This window comes from Nonomuraea sp. NPDC059194 (assembly GCF_042754765.1).
In the GTDB taxonomy this organism is placed as follows: domain Bacteria; phylum Actinomycetota; class Actinomycetes; order Streptosporangiales; family Streptosporangiaceae; genus Nonomuraea.
In genome coordinates this window covers 20,042-34,698 of the sequence record NZ_JBHZBH010000020.1, presented here as the reverse complement: position 1 = coordinate 34,698, position 14,657 = coordinate 20,042, and the positions used below count along the sequence as shown (strand labels likewise).

16 protein-coding genes are annotated in these 14,657 nt (G+C 70.4%); 12 read left to right on the top strand and 4 right to left on the bottom strand.

The annotated features are described in order from the left end of the window. Positions 1-5 precede the first annotated feature (5 nt). Positions 6-1,565 (top strand): MFS transporter, encoded by a 1,560-nt coding sequence (locus tag ACFXJ8_RS23815; RefSeq protein WP_379646135.1) that lies wholly within the window; start codon positions 6-8, stop codon positions 1,563-1,565. On the opposite strand, the gene ACFXJ8_RS23810 is transcribed toward ACFXJ8_RS23815, so the two are convergent. Further along, the gene (locus tag ACFXJ8_RS23810; RefSeq protein WP_379646134.1) at positions 1,549-2,652 is read right to left on the bottom strand and encodes a M20 family metallopeptidase; all 1,104 of its coding nucleotides are present in this window, start codon (positions 2,650-2,652) and stop codon (positions 1,549-1,551) included. The two genes, ACFXJ8_RS23815 and ACFXJ8_RS23810, sit on opposite strands and share 17 nt — an antisense overlap. After that, positions 2,649-3,650, bottom strand: a complete 1,002-nt coding sequence (locus ACFXJ8_RS23805) for a LacI family DNA-binding transcriptional regulator (protein WP_379646133.1) — start codon at positions 3,648-3,650, stop codon at positions 2,649-2,651. The genes ACFXJ8_RS23810 and ACFXJ8_RS23805 overlap by 4 nt, the downstream gene beginning before the upstream one ends. Before the next feature lie 202 nt (positions 3,651-3,852). Between ACFXJ8_RS23805 and ACFXJ8_RS23800 the strand changes: the two genes are divergently transcribed. The 9 genes from ACFXJ8_RS23800 to lnt are packed head-to-tail and all read left to right on the top strand — an operon-like array spanning position 3,853 to position 11,731. Next, on the top strand, positions 3,853-4,797 hold the full coding sequence (locus ACFXJ8_RS23800; protein WP_379646132.1) for a substrate-binding domain-containing protein: 945 nt from the start codon (positions 3,853-3,855) through the stop codon (positions 4,795-4,797). Between the two features lie 6 nt (positions 4,798-4,803). Beyond that, complete coding sequence (locus ACFXJ8_RS23795; protein ID WP_379646131.1) at positions 4,804-5,571, top strand: ATP-binding cassette domain-containing protein; 768 nt, start codon at positions 4,804-4,806, stop codon at positions 5,569-5,571. Continuing rightward, complete coding sequence (locus ACFXJ8_RS23790) at positions 5,568-6,602, top strand: ABC transporter permease (RefSeq protein ID WP_379646130.1); 1,035 nt, start codon at positions 5,568-5,570, stop codon at positions 6,600-6,602. Before ACFXJ8_RS23795 ends, ACFXJ8_RS23790 begins: the two co-directional genes overlap by 4 nt. Next, positions 6,599-7,648 carry a phosphotriesterase gene (locus tag ACFXJ8_RS23785; protein ID WP_379646129.1) on the top strand — a complete coding sequence of 350 codons (1,050 nt, stop codon included), beginning with the start codon at positions 6,599-6,601 and terminating at the stop codon, positions 7,646-7,648. Before ACFXJ8_RS23790 ends, ACFXJ8_RS23785 begins: the two co-directional genes overlap by 4 nt. Then, positions 7,645-8,394: a glutamine amidotransferase gene (locus ACFXJ8_RS23780; RefSeq protein ID WP_379646128.1), complete on the top strand. Its 750-nt coding sequence runs from the start codon at positions 7,645-7,647 to the stop codon at positions 8,392-8,394. The genes ACFXJ8_RS23785 and ACFXJ8_RS23780 overlap by 4 nt, the downstream gene beginning before the upstream one ends. Before the next feature lie 2 nt (positions 8,395-8,396). Then, on the top strand, positions 8,397-9,335 hold the full coding sequence (locus tag ACFXJ8_RS23775) for a nucleoside hydrolase (protein ID WP_379646127.1): 939 nt from the start codon (positions 8,397-8,399) through the stop codon (positions 9,333-9,335). Then, entirely contained in the window at positions 9,310-9,720 is a 411-nt protein-coding gene (locus tag ACFXJ8_RS23770) for a nitroreductase/quinone reductase family protein (protein WP_379646257.1), read from the top strand. Before ACFXJ8_RS23775 ends, ACFXJ8_RS23770 begins: the two co-directional genes overlap by 26 nt. After that, a complete protein-coding gene (locus tag ACFXJ8_RS23765; RefSeq protein ID WP_379646126.1) occupies positions 9,717-10,184 on the top strand; it encodes a pyridoxamine 5'-phosphate oxidase family protein in 468 nt (155 codons plus the stop codon). The genes ACFXJ8_RS23770 and ACFXJ8_RS23765 overlap by 4 nt, the downstream gene beginning before the upstream one ends. A gap of 35 nt (positions 10,185-10,219) precedes the next feature. Further along, the gene (gene lnt, locus ACFXJ8_RS23760; protein WP_379646125.1) at positions 10,220-11,731 is read left to right on the top strand and encodes an apolipoprotein N-acyltransferase; all 1,512 of its coding nucleotides are present in this window, start codon (positions 10,220-10,222) and stop codon (positions 11,729-11,731) included. Positions 11,732-11,741: 10 nt separating this feature from the next. On the opposite strand, the gene ACFXJ8_RS23755 is transcribed toward lnt, so the two are convergent. After that, a complete protein-coding gene (locus ACFXJ8_RS23755; RefSeq protein WP_379646124.1) occupies positions 11,742-12,728 on the bottom strand; it encodes a LuxR C-terminal-related transcriptional regulator in 987 nt (328 codons plus the stop codon). A gap of 156 nt (positions 12,729-12,884) precedes the next feature. On the opposite strand from ACFXJ8_RS23755, the gene ACFXJ8_RS23750 reads away from it, so the two are divergent. Further along, the gene (locus ACFXJ8_RS23750) at positions 12,885-13,118 is read left to right on the top strand and encodes a heavy-metal-associated domain-containing protein (RefSeq protein WP_379646123.1); all 234 of its coding nucleotides are present in this window, start codon (positions 12,885-12,887) and stop codon (positions 13,116-13,118) included. A 77-nt stretch (positions 13,119-13,195) separates the two neighbouring features. Here ACFXJ8_RS23750 and ACFXJ8_RS23745 read toward each other — a convergent pair whose 3' ends face one another. Beyond that, entirely contained in the window at positions 13,196-13,801 is a 606-nt protein-coding gene (locus ACFXJ8_RS23745) for a TetR/AcrR family transcriptional regulator (protein ID WP_379646122.1), read from the bottom strand. Positions 13,802-14,065: 264 nt separating this feature from the next. Between ACFXJ8_RS23745 and ACFXJ8_RS23740 the strand changes: the two genes are divergently transcribed. After that, positions 14,066-14,554 (top strand): hypothetical protein, encoded by a 489-nt coding sequence (locus ACFXJ8_RS23740; protein WP_379646121.1) that lies wholly within the window; start codon positions 14,066-14,068, stop codon positions 14,552-14,554. The last annotated feature ends 103 nt before the right edge of the window (positions 14,555-14,657 follow it).

Sequence of the window (14,657 nt, the reverse complement as noted above, 5' to 3'; positions counted from 1 at the left end):
GTCACATGAACGACAACGTGACCCCCAAAGCGGGGCGGCGGGAGTGGATCGGTCTCGCCGTCCTGGTCCTGCCGACCCTCCTGCTGTCCATCGACATGAGCGTGCTCCATCTGGCCGTGCCCATGCTCAGCGCGGACCTGAAGCCGAGCGCGACCCAGTTGTTGTGGATCAATGACATCTACGGCTTCCTCATCGCGGGCTTCCTGATCACGATGGGCACGCTGGGCGACCGCATCGGCCGCAGGCGACTGCTGCTGATCGGAGGCGCCGCGTTCGGTCTCGCCTCGTTGCTCGCCGCGTACGCGCCCAGCGCCGAGTTGCTGATCGTCGCGCGCGCGTTGCTCGGCATCGCGGGAGCGACGTTGATGCCCTCCACACTCTCGTTGATCGCCAACATGTTCCACGATCCCAGCCAGCGCACGGTGGCCATCAGCTTGTGGATGACCGGGTTCACCGGCGGCATGGTGCTCGGCCCCATGGTGGGAGGGCTGCTGCTGGAGAACTTCTGGTGGGGCTCGGTCTTCCTGCTCGGCGTGCCCGTCATGGCGCTGCTCCTGGCGACGGGGCCGATCCTGCTGCCGGAGTACCGTGATCCCGGCGCCGGCCGCATCGACGTGACCAGCGTGCTGCTCTCCCTGACCGCCATCCTGGCGATGATCTACGGGTTCAAGGAGATCGCCGCGTACGGCCTGGCCGTGCCGCCGGTCCTGATCGTGCTGGCGGGCCTGGCCGTCGGTGTCGTGTTCGTGCGCAGGCAGCGGAGGCTGGCCGACCCGTTGCTGGACCTGAACCTGTTCGCCGAGCGGAAGTTCACCGCCTCGCTGGTCCCGCTGGTGATCACGATGCTGGTGGGGCCGGGCGTCGGCCTGCTCTCCGCGCAGTACCTGCAGCTGGTGCTCGGCCTGTCGCCGCTGGAGGCCGGGCTCTGGTCGCTGCCCCCCGCGCTGGCCGTCACCGCGGGGCTGGTCGTCTCGCCGCTGCTCGCCCGCAGGCTGCGACCCGCCGTCGTCATCGGCGCCGGGCTGTTGGCGGCGGCGGCAGGCGTCGCCCTGATCACCCAGGCGGACGCCTCGTCAGGTCTCGCGGCCGTCGTCATCGGGCAGGTCGTCTTCTTCCTCGGCGCCTCCCCGCTGTGGGTGCTGGGCACCGACCTGATCGTGGGGTCGGCGCCGCCCGAGCGCTCGGGCTCGGCCTCCTCGCTGTCCGAAACCGCCCAGGAGTTCGGTGGCGCGCTCGGCCTCGCCCTCTTCGGCAGCATCGCCACCGCCGTCTACCGGGCGCGGATCGCCGTACCGGAAGGGGTTCCGGCCGAAGCCGCGGCGTCGGCCAGGGACACGCTCGGCGGCGCCGCCGCCGCGGCGGGAGAGCTGAAGGGGCAGACCGGCGACAGGCTCCTCGACGCGGCCGGAGCCGCCTTCACCAACGGCCTGCAGGTGTCGGCGGCGATCAGCGCACTGATCGTGCTCGTCGCGGCGGGCGTGGCGGTCGCCTTCCTCCGGCACGTGCCGCCCACGGCTGAGCAGGGCAAGGAGGCGGATGACGCGCGGGTCAGCGCAAACGCCTGATCTCCTCGTGGGCGCGGTGGAGACCGCCGCGCCCACCCGCGTCGAGAACGGACAGGTAGAGCTGGACCGCGTCCTCGATCAGGCTCACGCGGCAGTACTCGTCGGTGACGTGCGCCTGGTCGGGCTGGCCGGGCCCGCAGATCACGGTGGGCGGGTCGTCGAGGGCCGGCCGCAGCACCGAGGCGTCGGTGAAGAACGTGGCCGCCCGCGCGGGCTCCCCCGCCGCCACCAGCCTGGCCACCCACGGGTCCTCCGGGGGCGTCCACACGGGCGGGAGATCCAGCAGCACCTCCAACTCGACCTGCAGCGACCCGGCCAGGTCCGCGCGGATGGAAGCGTGGTCCTGCCCCGCGACAGTGCGCACGTCGATCGTCGCCTCCGCCCGGTCGGGCACCGCGTTGATGCCCGCCCCGCCCGCGATCGTGCCGACGTTGAGCGTCGGCGCGCCCATCCAGGGGTGGGGCTCTGTGCCGAACTGGAAGCCCTCGGCGGCTGTCACGGCACGGGCGAGCTTGTAGATCGCGTTGTCGCCGAGCTGCGGCATGGAGCCGTGCGCGGCCACGCCGTACGTCGTGGCGCGCAGCCACAGCGCACCCTTGTGCCCCGGCACCGCCCGGTTGGCGGTGGGTTCGGCGATCAGCAGGACCGCGGCGGGGGCGAGCGCACCCCTGGCCGCGAGATCCGCGGCGCCCTCGCAGCCGGTCTCCTCGCCCCACGTCAGCACCACCTGGACCGGCGTGTCCGCCGGACACCGCTCCGCCGCCGTGACGAGGGCCGACACGCCCGCCTTCATGTCGCTGGCGCCCCTGCCGTACAGCAGGTCGCCGTCCAGCTCGCCGGCGTGCGGATCGTGCCGCCACCGGCTGCCGCCCAACGGAACCGTGTCGAGGTGCCCTGACAGGGTGATGAAACGCTCACCACTTCCGCGCCTGGCGACCAGGCCTGCCCGTCCGGGAGCGGCAGGGTACAGCTCGATCGTGTAGCCGGCCTCGGCCAGCGGGCCCGCGACCAGCTCAGCGGCCCGTTGCTCGCCGCCGGCGACGGTGTCGAGGCGGATCAGCTCACGGGTGAGGTCGACAGCGTTCATGACGGCCCTTCCGGTCGGGTCGTCTCGCGGACGACGAGTTGTGGCGCGATGGCGATCCGCCGGGAGCTGTGCCCGCTCCGTGCCTCGGTGAGCACGCGCAGGGCCTCATGGGCGAGCTGCTCGCGCGGTTGGCGCACGGTGGTGAGGGCGGGGTGGGACAGCTGCGCGTAGCCGATGTCGTCGAACCCCGTGATCGCGACGTCGTCGGGCACGCGCACGCCGTGCGAGCGCAGGCCGCGCAGCAGGCTGAGCGCGATCTCGTCGTTGCCGCAGATCACCGCGTCGGGAAGGCGCCCATCGGAGTGGAGCCGCTCGGCCGCCTGCTGTCCCCACGCCACGCTGAACTCGCCCAGCAGCACGTCCGCGATCCGCGCCCCGCCCGCTCGCGCGCTCCTCTCGAAGGCCGCCAGCCGTAGCCGTGCCGAGGAGTTGTCCAGCTCGGATCCCACGAAGACCAGGTCGCGGGCGCCACCGGCGATGACATGGTTCACGACGAGCGTGATGCCGGTCTCGTCGTCGACTCCCACCCAGTCGGTGACGCCGCCCTCGACGTACCTGTCGAGCTGCACCAGCGGGACGGCACGGGCCGCCTCCGCGACGGCCGTACGGCTCCGCTCCAGGTGGCAGGGGCTGATGATCAGGCCGTCGACCTTGCGCTCGATGAGGACCCGCAGCCGCCGCGCCTCGATGTCGGGGTCGTACTGGGAGTCGCACAGGATCAGCTCGCGGCCCGAACGCTGCAGCTCGAACTCCACGGCCTGCACGATCTCGGGAAAGAACGGAATGGTGATGCTGGGCACGACCATGCCGACGGTGCGCGTGGTCTGGTCGCGCAGCGCCTGGGCGATGGCGTTCGGCCGGTAGCCCAGGTGCTCGGCGGCGGCGACCACGCGAGCGACGATCTCGGGGGACACCTTGCGCCTCCCGGACAGCGCGCGAGAGGCCGTGGAGACGGAGACCTCGGCGTGGGCGGCCACTTCACGGATGGTGACGATCATCGGGATAACGTTTGCCTAACCGTAGGGCTCGTCGGAGTGCCGACGAGGAGTTCTCGGCTTGCAATGCTGCCCGATTCTACTCCCAAACTCCGGCAAATGATGAGAAACAGCAGGTAGAAGAGTCTTGACGCGACGAAAAATGGGTAGTTAATCTCGCGGGCAAATCGGACAAACGTTTTCCGATCGCTGAAGGGAACGTGTCATGCGCCTGTTCCACGCCGTAGCGGCGTTGGCCGCGACCGCCCTGCTCGCCTCCGGTTGCGGAGGCGGGGGATCCAGCCCCGAGAGACCACTGGTCGGCTTGGTGCAGATCAACCAGCAGGCGGTCTTCTTCAACCAGATGAACCAGGGAGCCGAGCAGGCCGCCAAGGAGGCGGGCGTCGAGCTGACGATCTTCAACGCCAACGACGATCCGTTGAAGCAGAACCAGGCCATCGACAACTTCGTCCAGCAGCAGTTCAACGCCATCATCGTCGTCGCGATCGACGTCGAGGGCGTCAAGCCTGCGATCAAGGCCGCCAAGGAGGCGGGCGTGAAGATCGTCGCTGTCGACGCCATCGTGGACTCACCGGCCGTCGACACCCAGGTGGGCGTCGACAACGCCAAGGCGGGCGAGCAGATCGGCAAGTTCGTCAACGAGTGGGCGAAGGGACAGAACCTGGCCGCTCCCAAGATCGGTGTCGTCGGCGCGCTGAACTCCTTCATCCAGAACGTCCGCAAGGACAGCTTCGTCAAGACCGTCACCGCCGCCGGCGCGCAGATCGTGCAGACCGTGGACGGCCAGAACCGTCAGGAGGCCGCGCTCGCCGCGGCCGAGAACCTGTTCACCTCCCGTCAGGACCTCAACGCCGTCTACGCCACCGGCGAGCCCGCACTGCTCGGCACCGTGGCCGCGGTCAACTCCCAGCGGGTCGGCGACCGGATCCGCGTCTTCGGCTGGGACCTCACCAAGGAGGCGATCGCGGGCATCGACGCGGGCTTCGTCGCCGGAGTGGTGCAGCAGGACCCCAGGACCGAGGGCTACGAGGCGGTCAAGGAGGCCAAGGCGATCATCGGCGGCGCCGCGCCCAAGAAGCGCATCGACGTCCCCGTGACGATCGTGACCAAGGACAACGTGGACAAGTTCCGCGGCATCTTCGGGGGCTGAACCGGCATGACCACCACCACAGAGACTCCCGACCGCGTCCTGATGCAGGACATCAAGAAGCGCTACGGCATGGTCGACGCGCTGCGCGGGGTGACGCTGCGGGTCGGGCCGGGCGAGGTCCTCGGACTAGTCGGCGACAACGCGGCGGGAAAGTCCACGCTGATGAAGATCCTGGCGGGCGCGGTCGAGCCCGACGCGGGGCGCATCCTCTTCGACGGACAGCAGGTGGCCTTCTCCTCGCCCCGCGAGGCCCACGAGGTGGGCATCGAGATGGTCTACCAGGACCTGGCGCTGTGCGACGACATCGACGTCGCGGGCAACCTGTTCCTCGGCAGGGAGCCGCGCAAGTTCGGCGGCACCGTGCTCGACAAGCGGCGCATGCACAAGGAGGCGCGCGAGCACCTCGACGCGCTCAACATCCGCATCCTGCTGACCGACCTGCCCGTGCGCGACCTGTCGGGCGGCCAGCGGCAGGCCGTGGCGATCGCTCGTGCCGTCACCTTCGGCCCCAAGCTGCTGATCATGGACGAGCCGACCGCCGCGCTGGCCGTCAGCGAGGTGGAGACCGTACTCCGGCTGATCCGGGACATCTCCGACGGCGGGGTCAGCGTCATCCTCATCACGCACCGGCTCCAGGACCTGTTCGAGGTCTGCGACCGGCTGTGCGTGATGTACGAGGGAACCCTGCGCGCCGACCTCGACGCCCGGTCCACCAGCCTGGAGCGCCTGGTCACCGAGATCGTCGGCCATGACGGAAAGGACCGGGCGGCATGAGCACCTCCACGACCACGCCCCCGAGGCCCCCGAGGCCCCCGAGCGGGCGGATCCTCGACACCCGCTCGGCCAGGCTCCGCGCCCAGTTGGCCAGGCACGTCCAGGTCATCGCGATCGCCGCGGTCCTGATCGCGCTGCTGATCTTCTTCTCCGTCACCGCGGACCGCTTCATGACCGGGGGCAACCTGCTCAACCTCCTCCGGCAGATCGCGCCCACGCTGATCGTCGCCGTGGCCATGACGTTCGTCATCACCACGGCGGGCATCGATCTCTCGGTGGGCTCCGTCGTCGCCCTCACCGGTTCCCTGCTGGCGATCCTGCTGGCCAAGGGGGTCGACCCGACGCTCGCGTTCCTCGCGGTGCTCGCCCTCGGCGCCGTGGTCGGGGCGGTCAACGGCTGGTTCTCCTCCTATCAGGGGCTGCCCTCGTTCATCGTCACCCTGGCCACACTGTCGATCATCCGGGGCACCGCCCTGCGGGCGACCGAGGGATACTCGACCCCGATCACCACCGAGGCGTGGGTCACCGAGCTCGGCCAGGGACGGGTGCTCGGCGTGCCGATCCCGGCGATCCTCGCGATCGTCATCGCCCTCGCCGGCTGGTTCGTCCTGACCCGCACGCCGTTCGGGCAGTACGTCGTCGGGCTCGGCTCCAACGCCGAGTCGCTGCGCCGCAGCGGCGTCGACATCCGCAAGGTCGGCCTGGTCGTCTTCGTGCTCACCGGGGTCGCCGCCGCCCTGGCGGGCGTGCTGATCGCCACCCGCCTGGCGTCAGGGTCCTCCAACGCGGGGGTGGGCTTCGAGCTCGAAGTGATCACAGCGGTGGTCCTCGGCGGCACCAGCCTGTTCGGCGGCAGGGGCTCCATGCTCGGCACGATCCTCGGCGCCCTCACCCTCGGCGTGATCGCCAACGGCCTGGTGCTGCTCCACGTGTCGCCGTTCTACGTGCAGATCGTGCAGGGCTCGATCCTGCTGCTCGCGATCTTCGGCAACACCAAGCTGTGGGCCAAGTTCGGGATCGCCAAGAAATGAGCGTCCTGGTGCAGACCGTGCTCGGCGCGGTGCCCGCGAGCGAGCTCGGTGTCACGCTGTTCCACGAGCACCTGCTCAACAATGGCGCGGCGGCCTGGCACCCGCCCGCCCCAGGCGACACCGAGGGGGAGCGGATCGCCGGGGAACCCGTCCGCATCGAGTTCCTCGGCCGGCTGCGCGAGGATCCTTACCTGTCACGGCACAACGTCTCGCTCGACGACGCGGACCTCGCGGCCGAGGAGGCCGCCCGCTTCGCCGTACGGGGTGGAGGAACGATCGTCGAGGTCACCCCGCCAGGCATCGGCCGCGACCCGCGTGGACTGGCCGGGATCGCCAGGGCCACCGGCCTCAACGTCGTCATGGGCTGCGGCTTCTACCTGGAGCGCGCCCATCCCGCCAGGGTCCGCGCGATGTCCGCCGAGGACGTCGCCGCCGAGATCCAGCAGGAGCTCGGCGAAGGCGTGGACGGGATCAGGCCGGGCGTGATCGGTGAGATCGGCATCTCACCCGCGTTCAGCCCCGCGGAGGAGAAGGTGCTGCGCGGCGCCGCCCGCGCGCAGGCGCGCACCGGCGTGCCGCTCTCGATCCACCTTCCCGGCTGGGTACGGCACGGCCACCGGGTCCTCGACGTCGTCGCCGAGGAGGGCGGACAGCTCCACGCCACCGTGCTCGGCCACCTGAACCCCTCGCTGGACGACGTCGACCACCAGGTCTCACTCGCCGATCGCGGCGCCTGGCTCGAATACGACATGTGCGGAATGGACTACCACTTCCCTGGCGAGGGCCAGTCCCCCTGCGACGAGGAGAACGCCCGCGCCGTCGCCAGGCTCATCCGGTACGGCTACCGCCACCGCCTGCTGCTCTCCCAGGACGTCTTCCTCAAGACCATGCTCGTCCGGTACGGCGGGCGCGGCTACGCGCACCTGCTCCACAGCTTCGTGCCCCGCCTGCACCGGCACGGGCTCACCACGGACGACACCGACCACCTGCTCGTCGCCAATCCCCGGTCAGTCTTCGAGACTGCCGCGAAAGGAGACACCGAATGACCCGCGTCCTCATCGCCGGCGAGTCGTGGGTGAGCGAGTCCACGCACTACAAGGGCTTCGACTCCTTCACCACGACCACCTACCACACCGGAGTCGGGCCACTGCGCGATGCCCTGAGCGCCGAGGGCATCGACGTGGTGCACCTGCCGGCGCACGAAGTGCCCGAGCACTTCCCCGGCTCCCTCGACGAACTGTCGGCCTACGACGTCGTGCTGCTGTCCGACATCGGAGCCAACAGCATCCTGCTGCACCCGGACACCTGGCTGTCGAGCAGGCGCTACCCCAACCGGCTCAAGCTGCTGGCCGAGTGGGTCGAGCAAGGGGGAGGGCTCGCCATGGCCGGCGGGTACCTGTCCTTCCAGGGCATCGAGGCCAAGGCGGCCTTCCACGGCACCGCCGTCGAACGCGTGCTCCCGGCCGTCATCGCGCCCTACGACGACAGGGTCGAGACGCCGGAGGGCGTGACGCCCAAGGTCGTCGACTCCACCGACCGCCTCGTCGAGGGGCTGGAGGCGACGTGGCCCGACCTGCTCGGCTACAACCGCTTCACCCTGCCGGACGGGGCCCGGCTGATCGCAGCCGTGGGCGACGACCCGCTGCTCGCCGTACGCGAGGTGGGGCGCGGCCGTACCCTGGCCTGGGCTTCGGACATCGGGCCTCACTGGTGCCCCGAGGAGTTCATCGCCTGGGAGGGCTACCGGGTGCTGTTCGGCCGGGCGGTCCGCTGGCTGTCAGGTGAGGCCTGACCATGAGCACACCGCTCATCCTCGACTGCGATCCGGGACACGACGACGCGCTGGCCATCATGCTGGCGGCCGCCCACCCGGCCGTCGACCTCAAGGCCATCACCACGGTCGCGGGCAACCAGACCCTGGACAAGACCACGCTCAACGCCCGCAGGGTGTGCACGCTGGCGGGGATCACCGACGTGCCGGTGGCCGCCGGCTGCGACCGGCCGCTGTCGGGTGTTTTGGAGATCGCGGCCGACGTGCACGGCGAGAGCGGGCTCGACGGCCCCGTGTTCGGCCCGCCGACCGTGCCCCTGGCCGAGGAGCACGCGGTCGACCTCATGCACCGCGTGCTCGTGGAAGGCTCGGAGCCGACGACGATCGTCGCCGTCGGGCCGCTGACGAACGTCGCGACGCTGCTGCGCAGGCATCCCGAGGACGTGTCGCGCATCCGCGAGCTGGTCGTCATGGGCGGCAGCACCTCCCGCGGCAACCACACGCCGTACGCGGAGTTCAACATCTACGTCGATCCCGAGGCCGCGGCGGAGGTGCTGGCGAGCGGCCTGCCGATCACCTTCCACGGCCTCAACGTGACCCACCAGGCGCTGGTCACCCCGGACGTGGTGGCCCGCTTCCGCGGGATGGGCACCCAGCTCGGCGAGGTGTGCGCGGAACTGATGACCTTCTTCGCGAGCACCTACCGGCGGCTGTGGGACTTCCCCGCACCGCCGCTGCACGACCCTGTCGCGGTCGCCTACGTGATCGACCGGAGCGTGGTCGACTGCGTGCGCGCCCCCGTCCGGATCGAGGTCGAGGGCGCGCACACCCGGGGAGCGACGGTCGTCGACCTGCACGGCCGCATGGGCTGGGCGCCCAACGCCGATGTCGGCCTCACGTTGCACCGCGACCGCTTCTGGGAGCTGATGACAGGCGCTGTGGAGCACCTCGGCCGAGCCTAGAGAGGGTCCGAAGGAAATCTGGAGTCGCCTCGGCGATGCTGCGGTCATGAGTAACGACCTGGTGATCACGACGGTGGGCCGCAAGACCGGGCGGCCGAGGACGACGACCCACTTGTACGGCGCGGACCAGGGGCACCTGGTTCTCGTCGGGCCGGGCTCGGAGGTGGGTCCGTACCTGCCGGGCTGGTACCGGGACCTGATGGCCCACCCGGACGCCGAGGTCCAGGTGGACGGCAGGACGGTGCACGTGCGGGCGCACACCGCGCGGGGCGCGGAGCGGCGGCGGTTGTGGAAGAAGCTGGTGGCCGGCGAGCCGGTCTACCAGCGTTACGCGGACGCGGCACGGGGCGAGGTCCCTGTGGTGGTGCTGGAGGAGACGGCATGACGAAGTTCAGCGAGATCCAGGACGCTTTCGAGGCCTACATCGGCGACATCGTCTACGCGACCATGACGACGGTGGACAGCAAGGGCCGCCCGCGGGCACGGGTGCTCATCCCGATCTGGGAGGTCGTGGACGGCGAGCCGCTGGGCTGGCTGGCGACCTACAAGACGCCGGTCAAGGCGGCTCACCTGGCCGGGAACCCGCACACCACGTTCTCGTACTGGACGCCGCGGCAGAACGCGGTGAGCGTCGACACGGTCGCGGAATGGGTGGAGGACATCGAGGTCAAGCGGCGCGTATGGGATCTGTATCGCAAGACCAGCCCCCGAGGGGCGGGCTACAACCTGGGCAACTTCTGGACCGGCCCGGACGACCCGAAGCTGCACGTGCTGCGGCTGGAACCGTGGCGGGTCCAGGTGATCAGGGGCACGGACCTGCGCAGCCAGATCTGGAAGAAAGCCGAGTAGGCGGTGGCGGGCGCTGGGCGGGGTAGCGGGGCGGTGTGTCGACCGCGTCCGTCACCGTCACGGCCGAGCGCGCGGGCGTAGCGCGCCGCTGGGGCCCGCGCCTGCTGGCCGCCCTGACCGGCGCGTGCCTGGCCCTCGCCTTCCCCGCCGTGAACGCCTGGTGGTGGGCGTGGTTCGGCCTCGTGCCGTTCCTGCTCCTGGTGGCCGGCGCGGGGACGTTCCGCGAGGCGGGGTGGCGGAGCTGGTGGGCGTCGGCGGGCTTCTTCGGGACGCTGCACCACTGGGTGCTGCCGTTCCTGGGCGTGTTCTGGCCGCTGGCGGTGCTGGTCATCGGGCTGGTGTGGGTGCCGTTCGGGCTGGTCGCGTACGGACTGCTGCGGCGCGTCTCTCCAGCCAGGGCGGCGGTAACGATGCTGGTGCTGCCCTCGGTGTGGGTGGCCGTCGAGGCGCTGCGTTCGTGGCACCACCTCGGCGGGGCGTGGGGGCTGCTCGGGTCGAGCCAGTGGCAGGTGCGGCCGGTGCTGGGGCTGGCCGCGCTCGGCGGGGTGTGGCTGCTCAGCTTCACCCTGGTCGCGGTCAACGTCGGGCTCGCGATCGCCGTACTGCCGGACGCGGGCCGGCGGGCCCGGCTGGCCGGCGGGGGAGCCGCCGTCATGATGGCCGCGCTCGCCGCGTGCTTCGGGCTGGTACGGCCCGAGCCCGTCGTGACGGGTGTCATGCGCGTGGGGGGCGTGCAGCCGGGCCCCGTGCCCGGTCCGGAGCGCCGCGTGGCCGCGCACCTCCGGCTGACCGGCGAGCTCGCCGGCCGTGACCCCGACGTGGTGGTCTGGGGGCAGAGCAGCGTCGGCCTCGACCCCGCCCGGCGCCCGGACCTGGACCGCCTGCTGCGCCGAGCAGCCGCCGAGGTAGGCGCCGACCTGCTGGTGAACGTGGACGCCGAGGATTCCTCCGGCCGGATCGCCAAGGCGGCCTACCAGTACACGCCGGACGGGGTCGTGAACACCTACGTCAAGCAGCGGCTGGCCCCGTTCGGCGAGTACATCCCACTGCGGCCGGTGCTCGGCTGGATCGCGGGGCATACCGAGGCGGCCGAGAAGGACCGGATGACCGGTGCCGGGCTGGTCGTGTTCGAGGTGGCCGGCCGCCGGGTGGGGCCGCTGATCTCGTACGAGTCGACCTTTCCTGACCTGCGGCGCGGCCTGGCCCGCAGGGGCGTGGACGTGACGATCACGCAGGGGTCGCTCACGACGTTCCACGGGAGCTGGGCGCACGCGCAGCAGGCGAGCTTCGAGGCGCTGCGGGCGGTCGAGTCGGGCCGGCCGGCGGTGCTGGTCGAGCTGGACGGCACCTCGACGGCGTTCGACGCGCGCGGCAGGCGGCTTGCCTGGTACCCGCCCGAGTACCGCGGCGCGTTCGTGGTGGACGTGCCGCTGTCCGTCGAGGAGACGCCGTACGTGCGGCTGGGTGACTGGGTGCCCACCATGGCGGGCGGGATCGTGCTCGGCGCCGGGGCCGTAACAGCCGCCCGGCGGATCTACCGGCATTGACTTCGGCCAGTCAGTCCAGCCAGCCCAGCCGGGCGGCGCGCACACCTGCCTGGAAACGGCTGCCCGCCCCGAGCATCGCGGAAAGCTCGCCGACCACCCGGGTCACCGTACGCGTCGACACACCGAGGCTGCGGGCGATGGCGTCGTCCTTCGCCCCCTCCGCCAGCATGCGGAGCACCGCGCGTTGCTGCTCCGTCAGCGTGCTGCCGTCGGCAGAGCGGGGCACGTCGTCGAGCTCGGATGCCGTCATCCAGAGGTAGTCGTAGATCGCCGCCAGTGACCTGACCACGTTGGGGCTCCGGATCAGCACCGCTCCTGCGGTCAAGTCGTCCGGATCGGCCTGGACGATCGCCAGGTGCCGGTCGTAGACCAACATCCTGGTGGGAATGACCGGGGCGATCCTGACTTCGATCCCACGCGCCGCCCGCGCTCGCAGGAGCTCCCGCATGGGGGGATCGGCCAGCGCGATCTGCGCGTGCATCGACCGCACGCGGACACCTTTGGCCACCTGGATCCTGTCGCGTTCGTGGACGACCGCGATTCTGCGGGGATCCCAGTTCGCCGGCGGGTGCAGGGCCACGACCTCGTGCCGTACCGTCGCGGCCAGATCGTCCAGCCGCTGGGCGAGCCGCGTCGCGTGCTCCTCGCGCGCGTAGAACTCCACGTGAACGTCATCGCCGTCCCTGGGCGCAAGCCCCAGGTAGTTCCTGGCCACGGCCGCTGTCATGACGTGCTGTTCGACGAGCTTGTCCAGGGCCCGGTGGCCGTGCTCCAGGCTGAGCATCAGGGCCGTCGTCGTCTCGACGGTCAGCTCCGACTCGGGATTGAGCAGGCCGAGCCGTACCAGCCGGTTCCGTGCGCGGGACTCCTCGGCCGGGGTCAGACCGAGTACGGCCGACGCGGCGGCGAGCGACTCGCCTTTGGCATGCATGCGCTGGTACAGGGCCTGGGCATGGCGATCGTCGTCCACGTGAGGGAAGTCAGTCTGATCAGACATACGACCAACAGTAGGAGGTGTCCTCTTCTCGCCATGGCGTGACCCCGAAGCCGCTGCGGCCCCGCGAAGCGCTCCAACTCCGCGAAGATCTCTCACGAGGGCGGACTCGAGTCATATGCCTGATCTTCGTACGCATGGAGCGCAAGGAGGAACGGGATGATCACCGTTGCCTACAGTCTGGTCACCTACATCGTCACGGGGCTGTCTCCGGACAGCTGCGGCCACTGCCTCGCCGGCATCAAGGCCGAGCTCATCCAGGTGCCGGGTGTCGTCGGCGTGGACATGAACCCGAGGGAGGCGAAGATCAGCGTCCTGACCGACGGCCCCTTGGACGAGGACCTCGTCAAGGCGGCGATCGATGCCGCCGGGTGCGATGTCGTGGGCTCCTGACACACGTGGGCCTGTCGGGCATCGCGACCGCGATGCCCGACGGGCCGCCTTACTAGCGCGGATAGTAAAGCGGCGCCTCAGCTTGCCGGGCGCAGCCCGGACAGGATGACCATGACGAGCCGGTGGACCGCCTCTTCGGACGGCAGGCCGCCGGCTGCCGACAGGGCGTGCAGGCAGTAGGTCGCGAGCTCGTCGGGGGAGACGTCGTCCCGCAGCACCCCGGCCGCCCCACCCTCGGCGAGCAGGTCCCGCACCAGGTCGAAAAGCTGCCGCTGCGCTCGTACGACGTGCTGGTCCTGGTGCAGGAGCGCGATGAGCGCCGGGTCGTGCCGGCCTTGGGACTCGCGCGAGATGACCGCGTAGGCCTCCAGCACGGCCGCGAGCCGGTCGCCGGCGTCGCCCGACTGGTCCCTGACGTGCACGAGATGCCCGAGGTGGGAGGTGATCTGGCGCTCGTGCCAGGCGAACAGGATCGCCTCGACGTCGGGAAAGTACTTGTAGAGGGTCGCCCTGCCGATGCCGGTCTTCTCGGCGATCTGCGACATCGTCACCGAGCGCAGCCCGTGTTCCGCCACGAGCGCCGCGGTGCTGTCCAGGATCGCCTCCCGTACGTCGCGGCGATGCGCCTCGATCGTCTCGTTCCACAGCCTGGGCACGGGGAGTAGTTTACGCGACGACGCCATCGAGACATTGTGTAATGACGTAGACATAGTGTTTCGTAAAATGAGCAGCCCCAGGATGCGGGAGGTCATTCGCATGGCACATCCATCTGGCTCCGGCGACACCGGCACACCGCGTTGGGTGAAGGTCGCAGGAGTCATCACCGCCGTTCTCGTTCTGTTGTTCGTCGTTCTGCTGCTCATGGGTGGTGACCACGGCCCCGGTAGGCATGGGTCCCATGGCGGCGGGGACGGAGTCGCCACGGAACCCGGTGGCCGATGAGAACCATGTCGCCCCCCATCCGCAAACTCGTGCTCACCACGCACGTCACGTCGTCGGTCGGGTGGCTCGGCGCGGTCGTCGTCTTCCTGGCCCTCGCGCTCATCGGCCTGACCGCACCGGACGCGCGGACCGTGCGGGCCGCCTACCTCGTCATGGAGCCCGCCGCCTGGTACACCCTCGTCCCGCTGGCCGTGGCGTCACTCCTCACCGGGATCGTCCAGTCCCTGGGCAGCGTGTGGGGCCTGTTCCGGCACTACTGGGTCGTGTTCAAGCTGCTGATCAACCTCGGTGCCATCGTCGTCCTGCTGATGTACACGCAGACGCTTGGTTATCTGGCACGTGTGGCGGCGCAGACGCCGTCGTCCGGCATGCTCCGGAGCCCATCCGTCGTGCTCCACGCCGTGCTGGCGCTGCTTCTCCTGCTCGTGGCCGCGGTGCTGTCGGTGTACAAGCCGCGGGGTCGAACCCGCTACGGGCACGCCGAGCGGCACTGAGTCGCCTAACGGCGCCCGAGATCCGCCGCCTCCCCTGACCATCCTCCTGACGAGAACCTGACAAGTCGTGATCTCGTCAGGGCTTGGCGGTTCGCGACACATG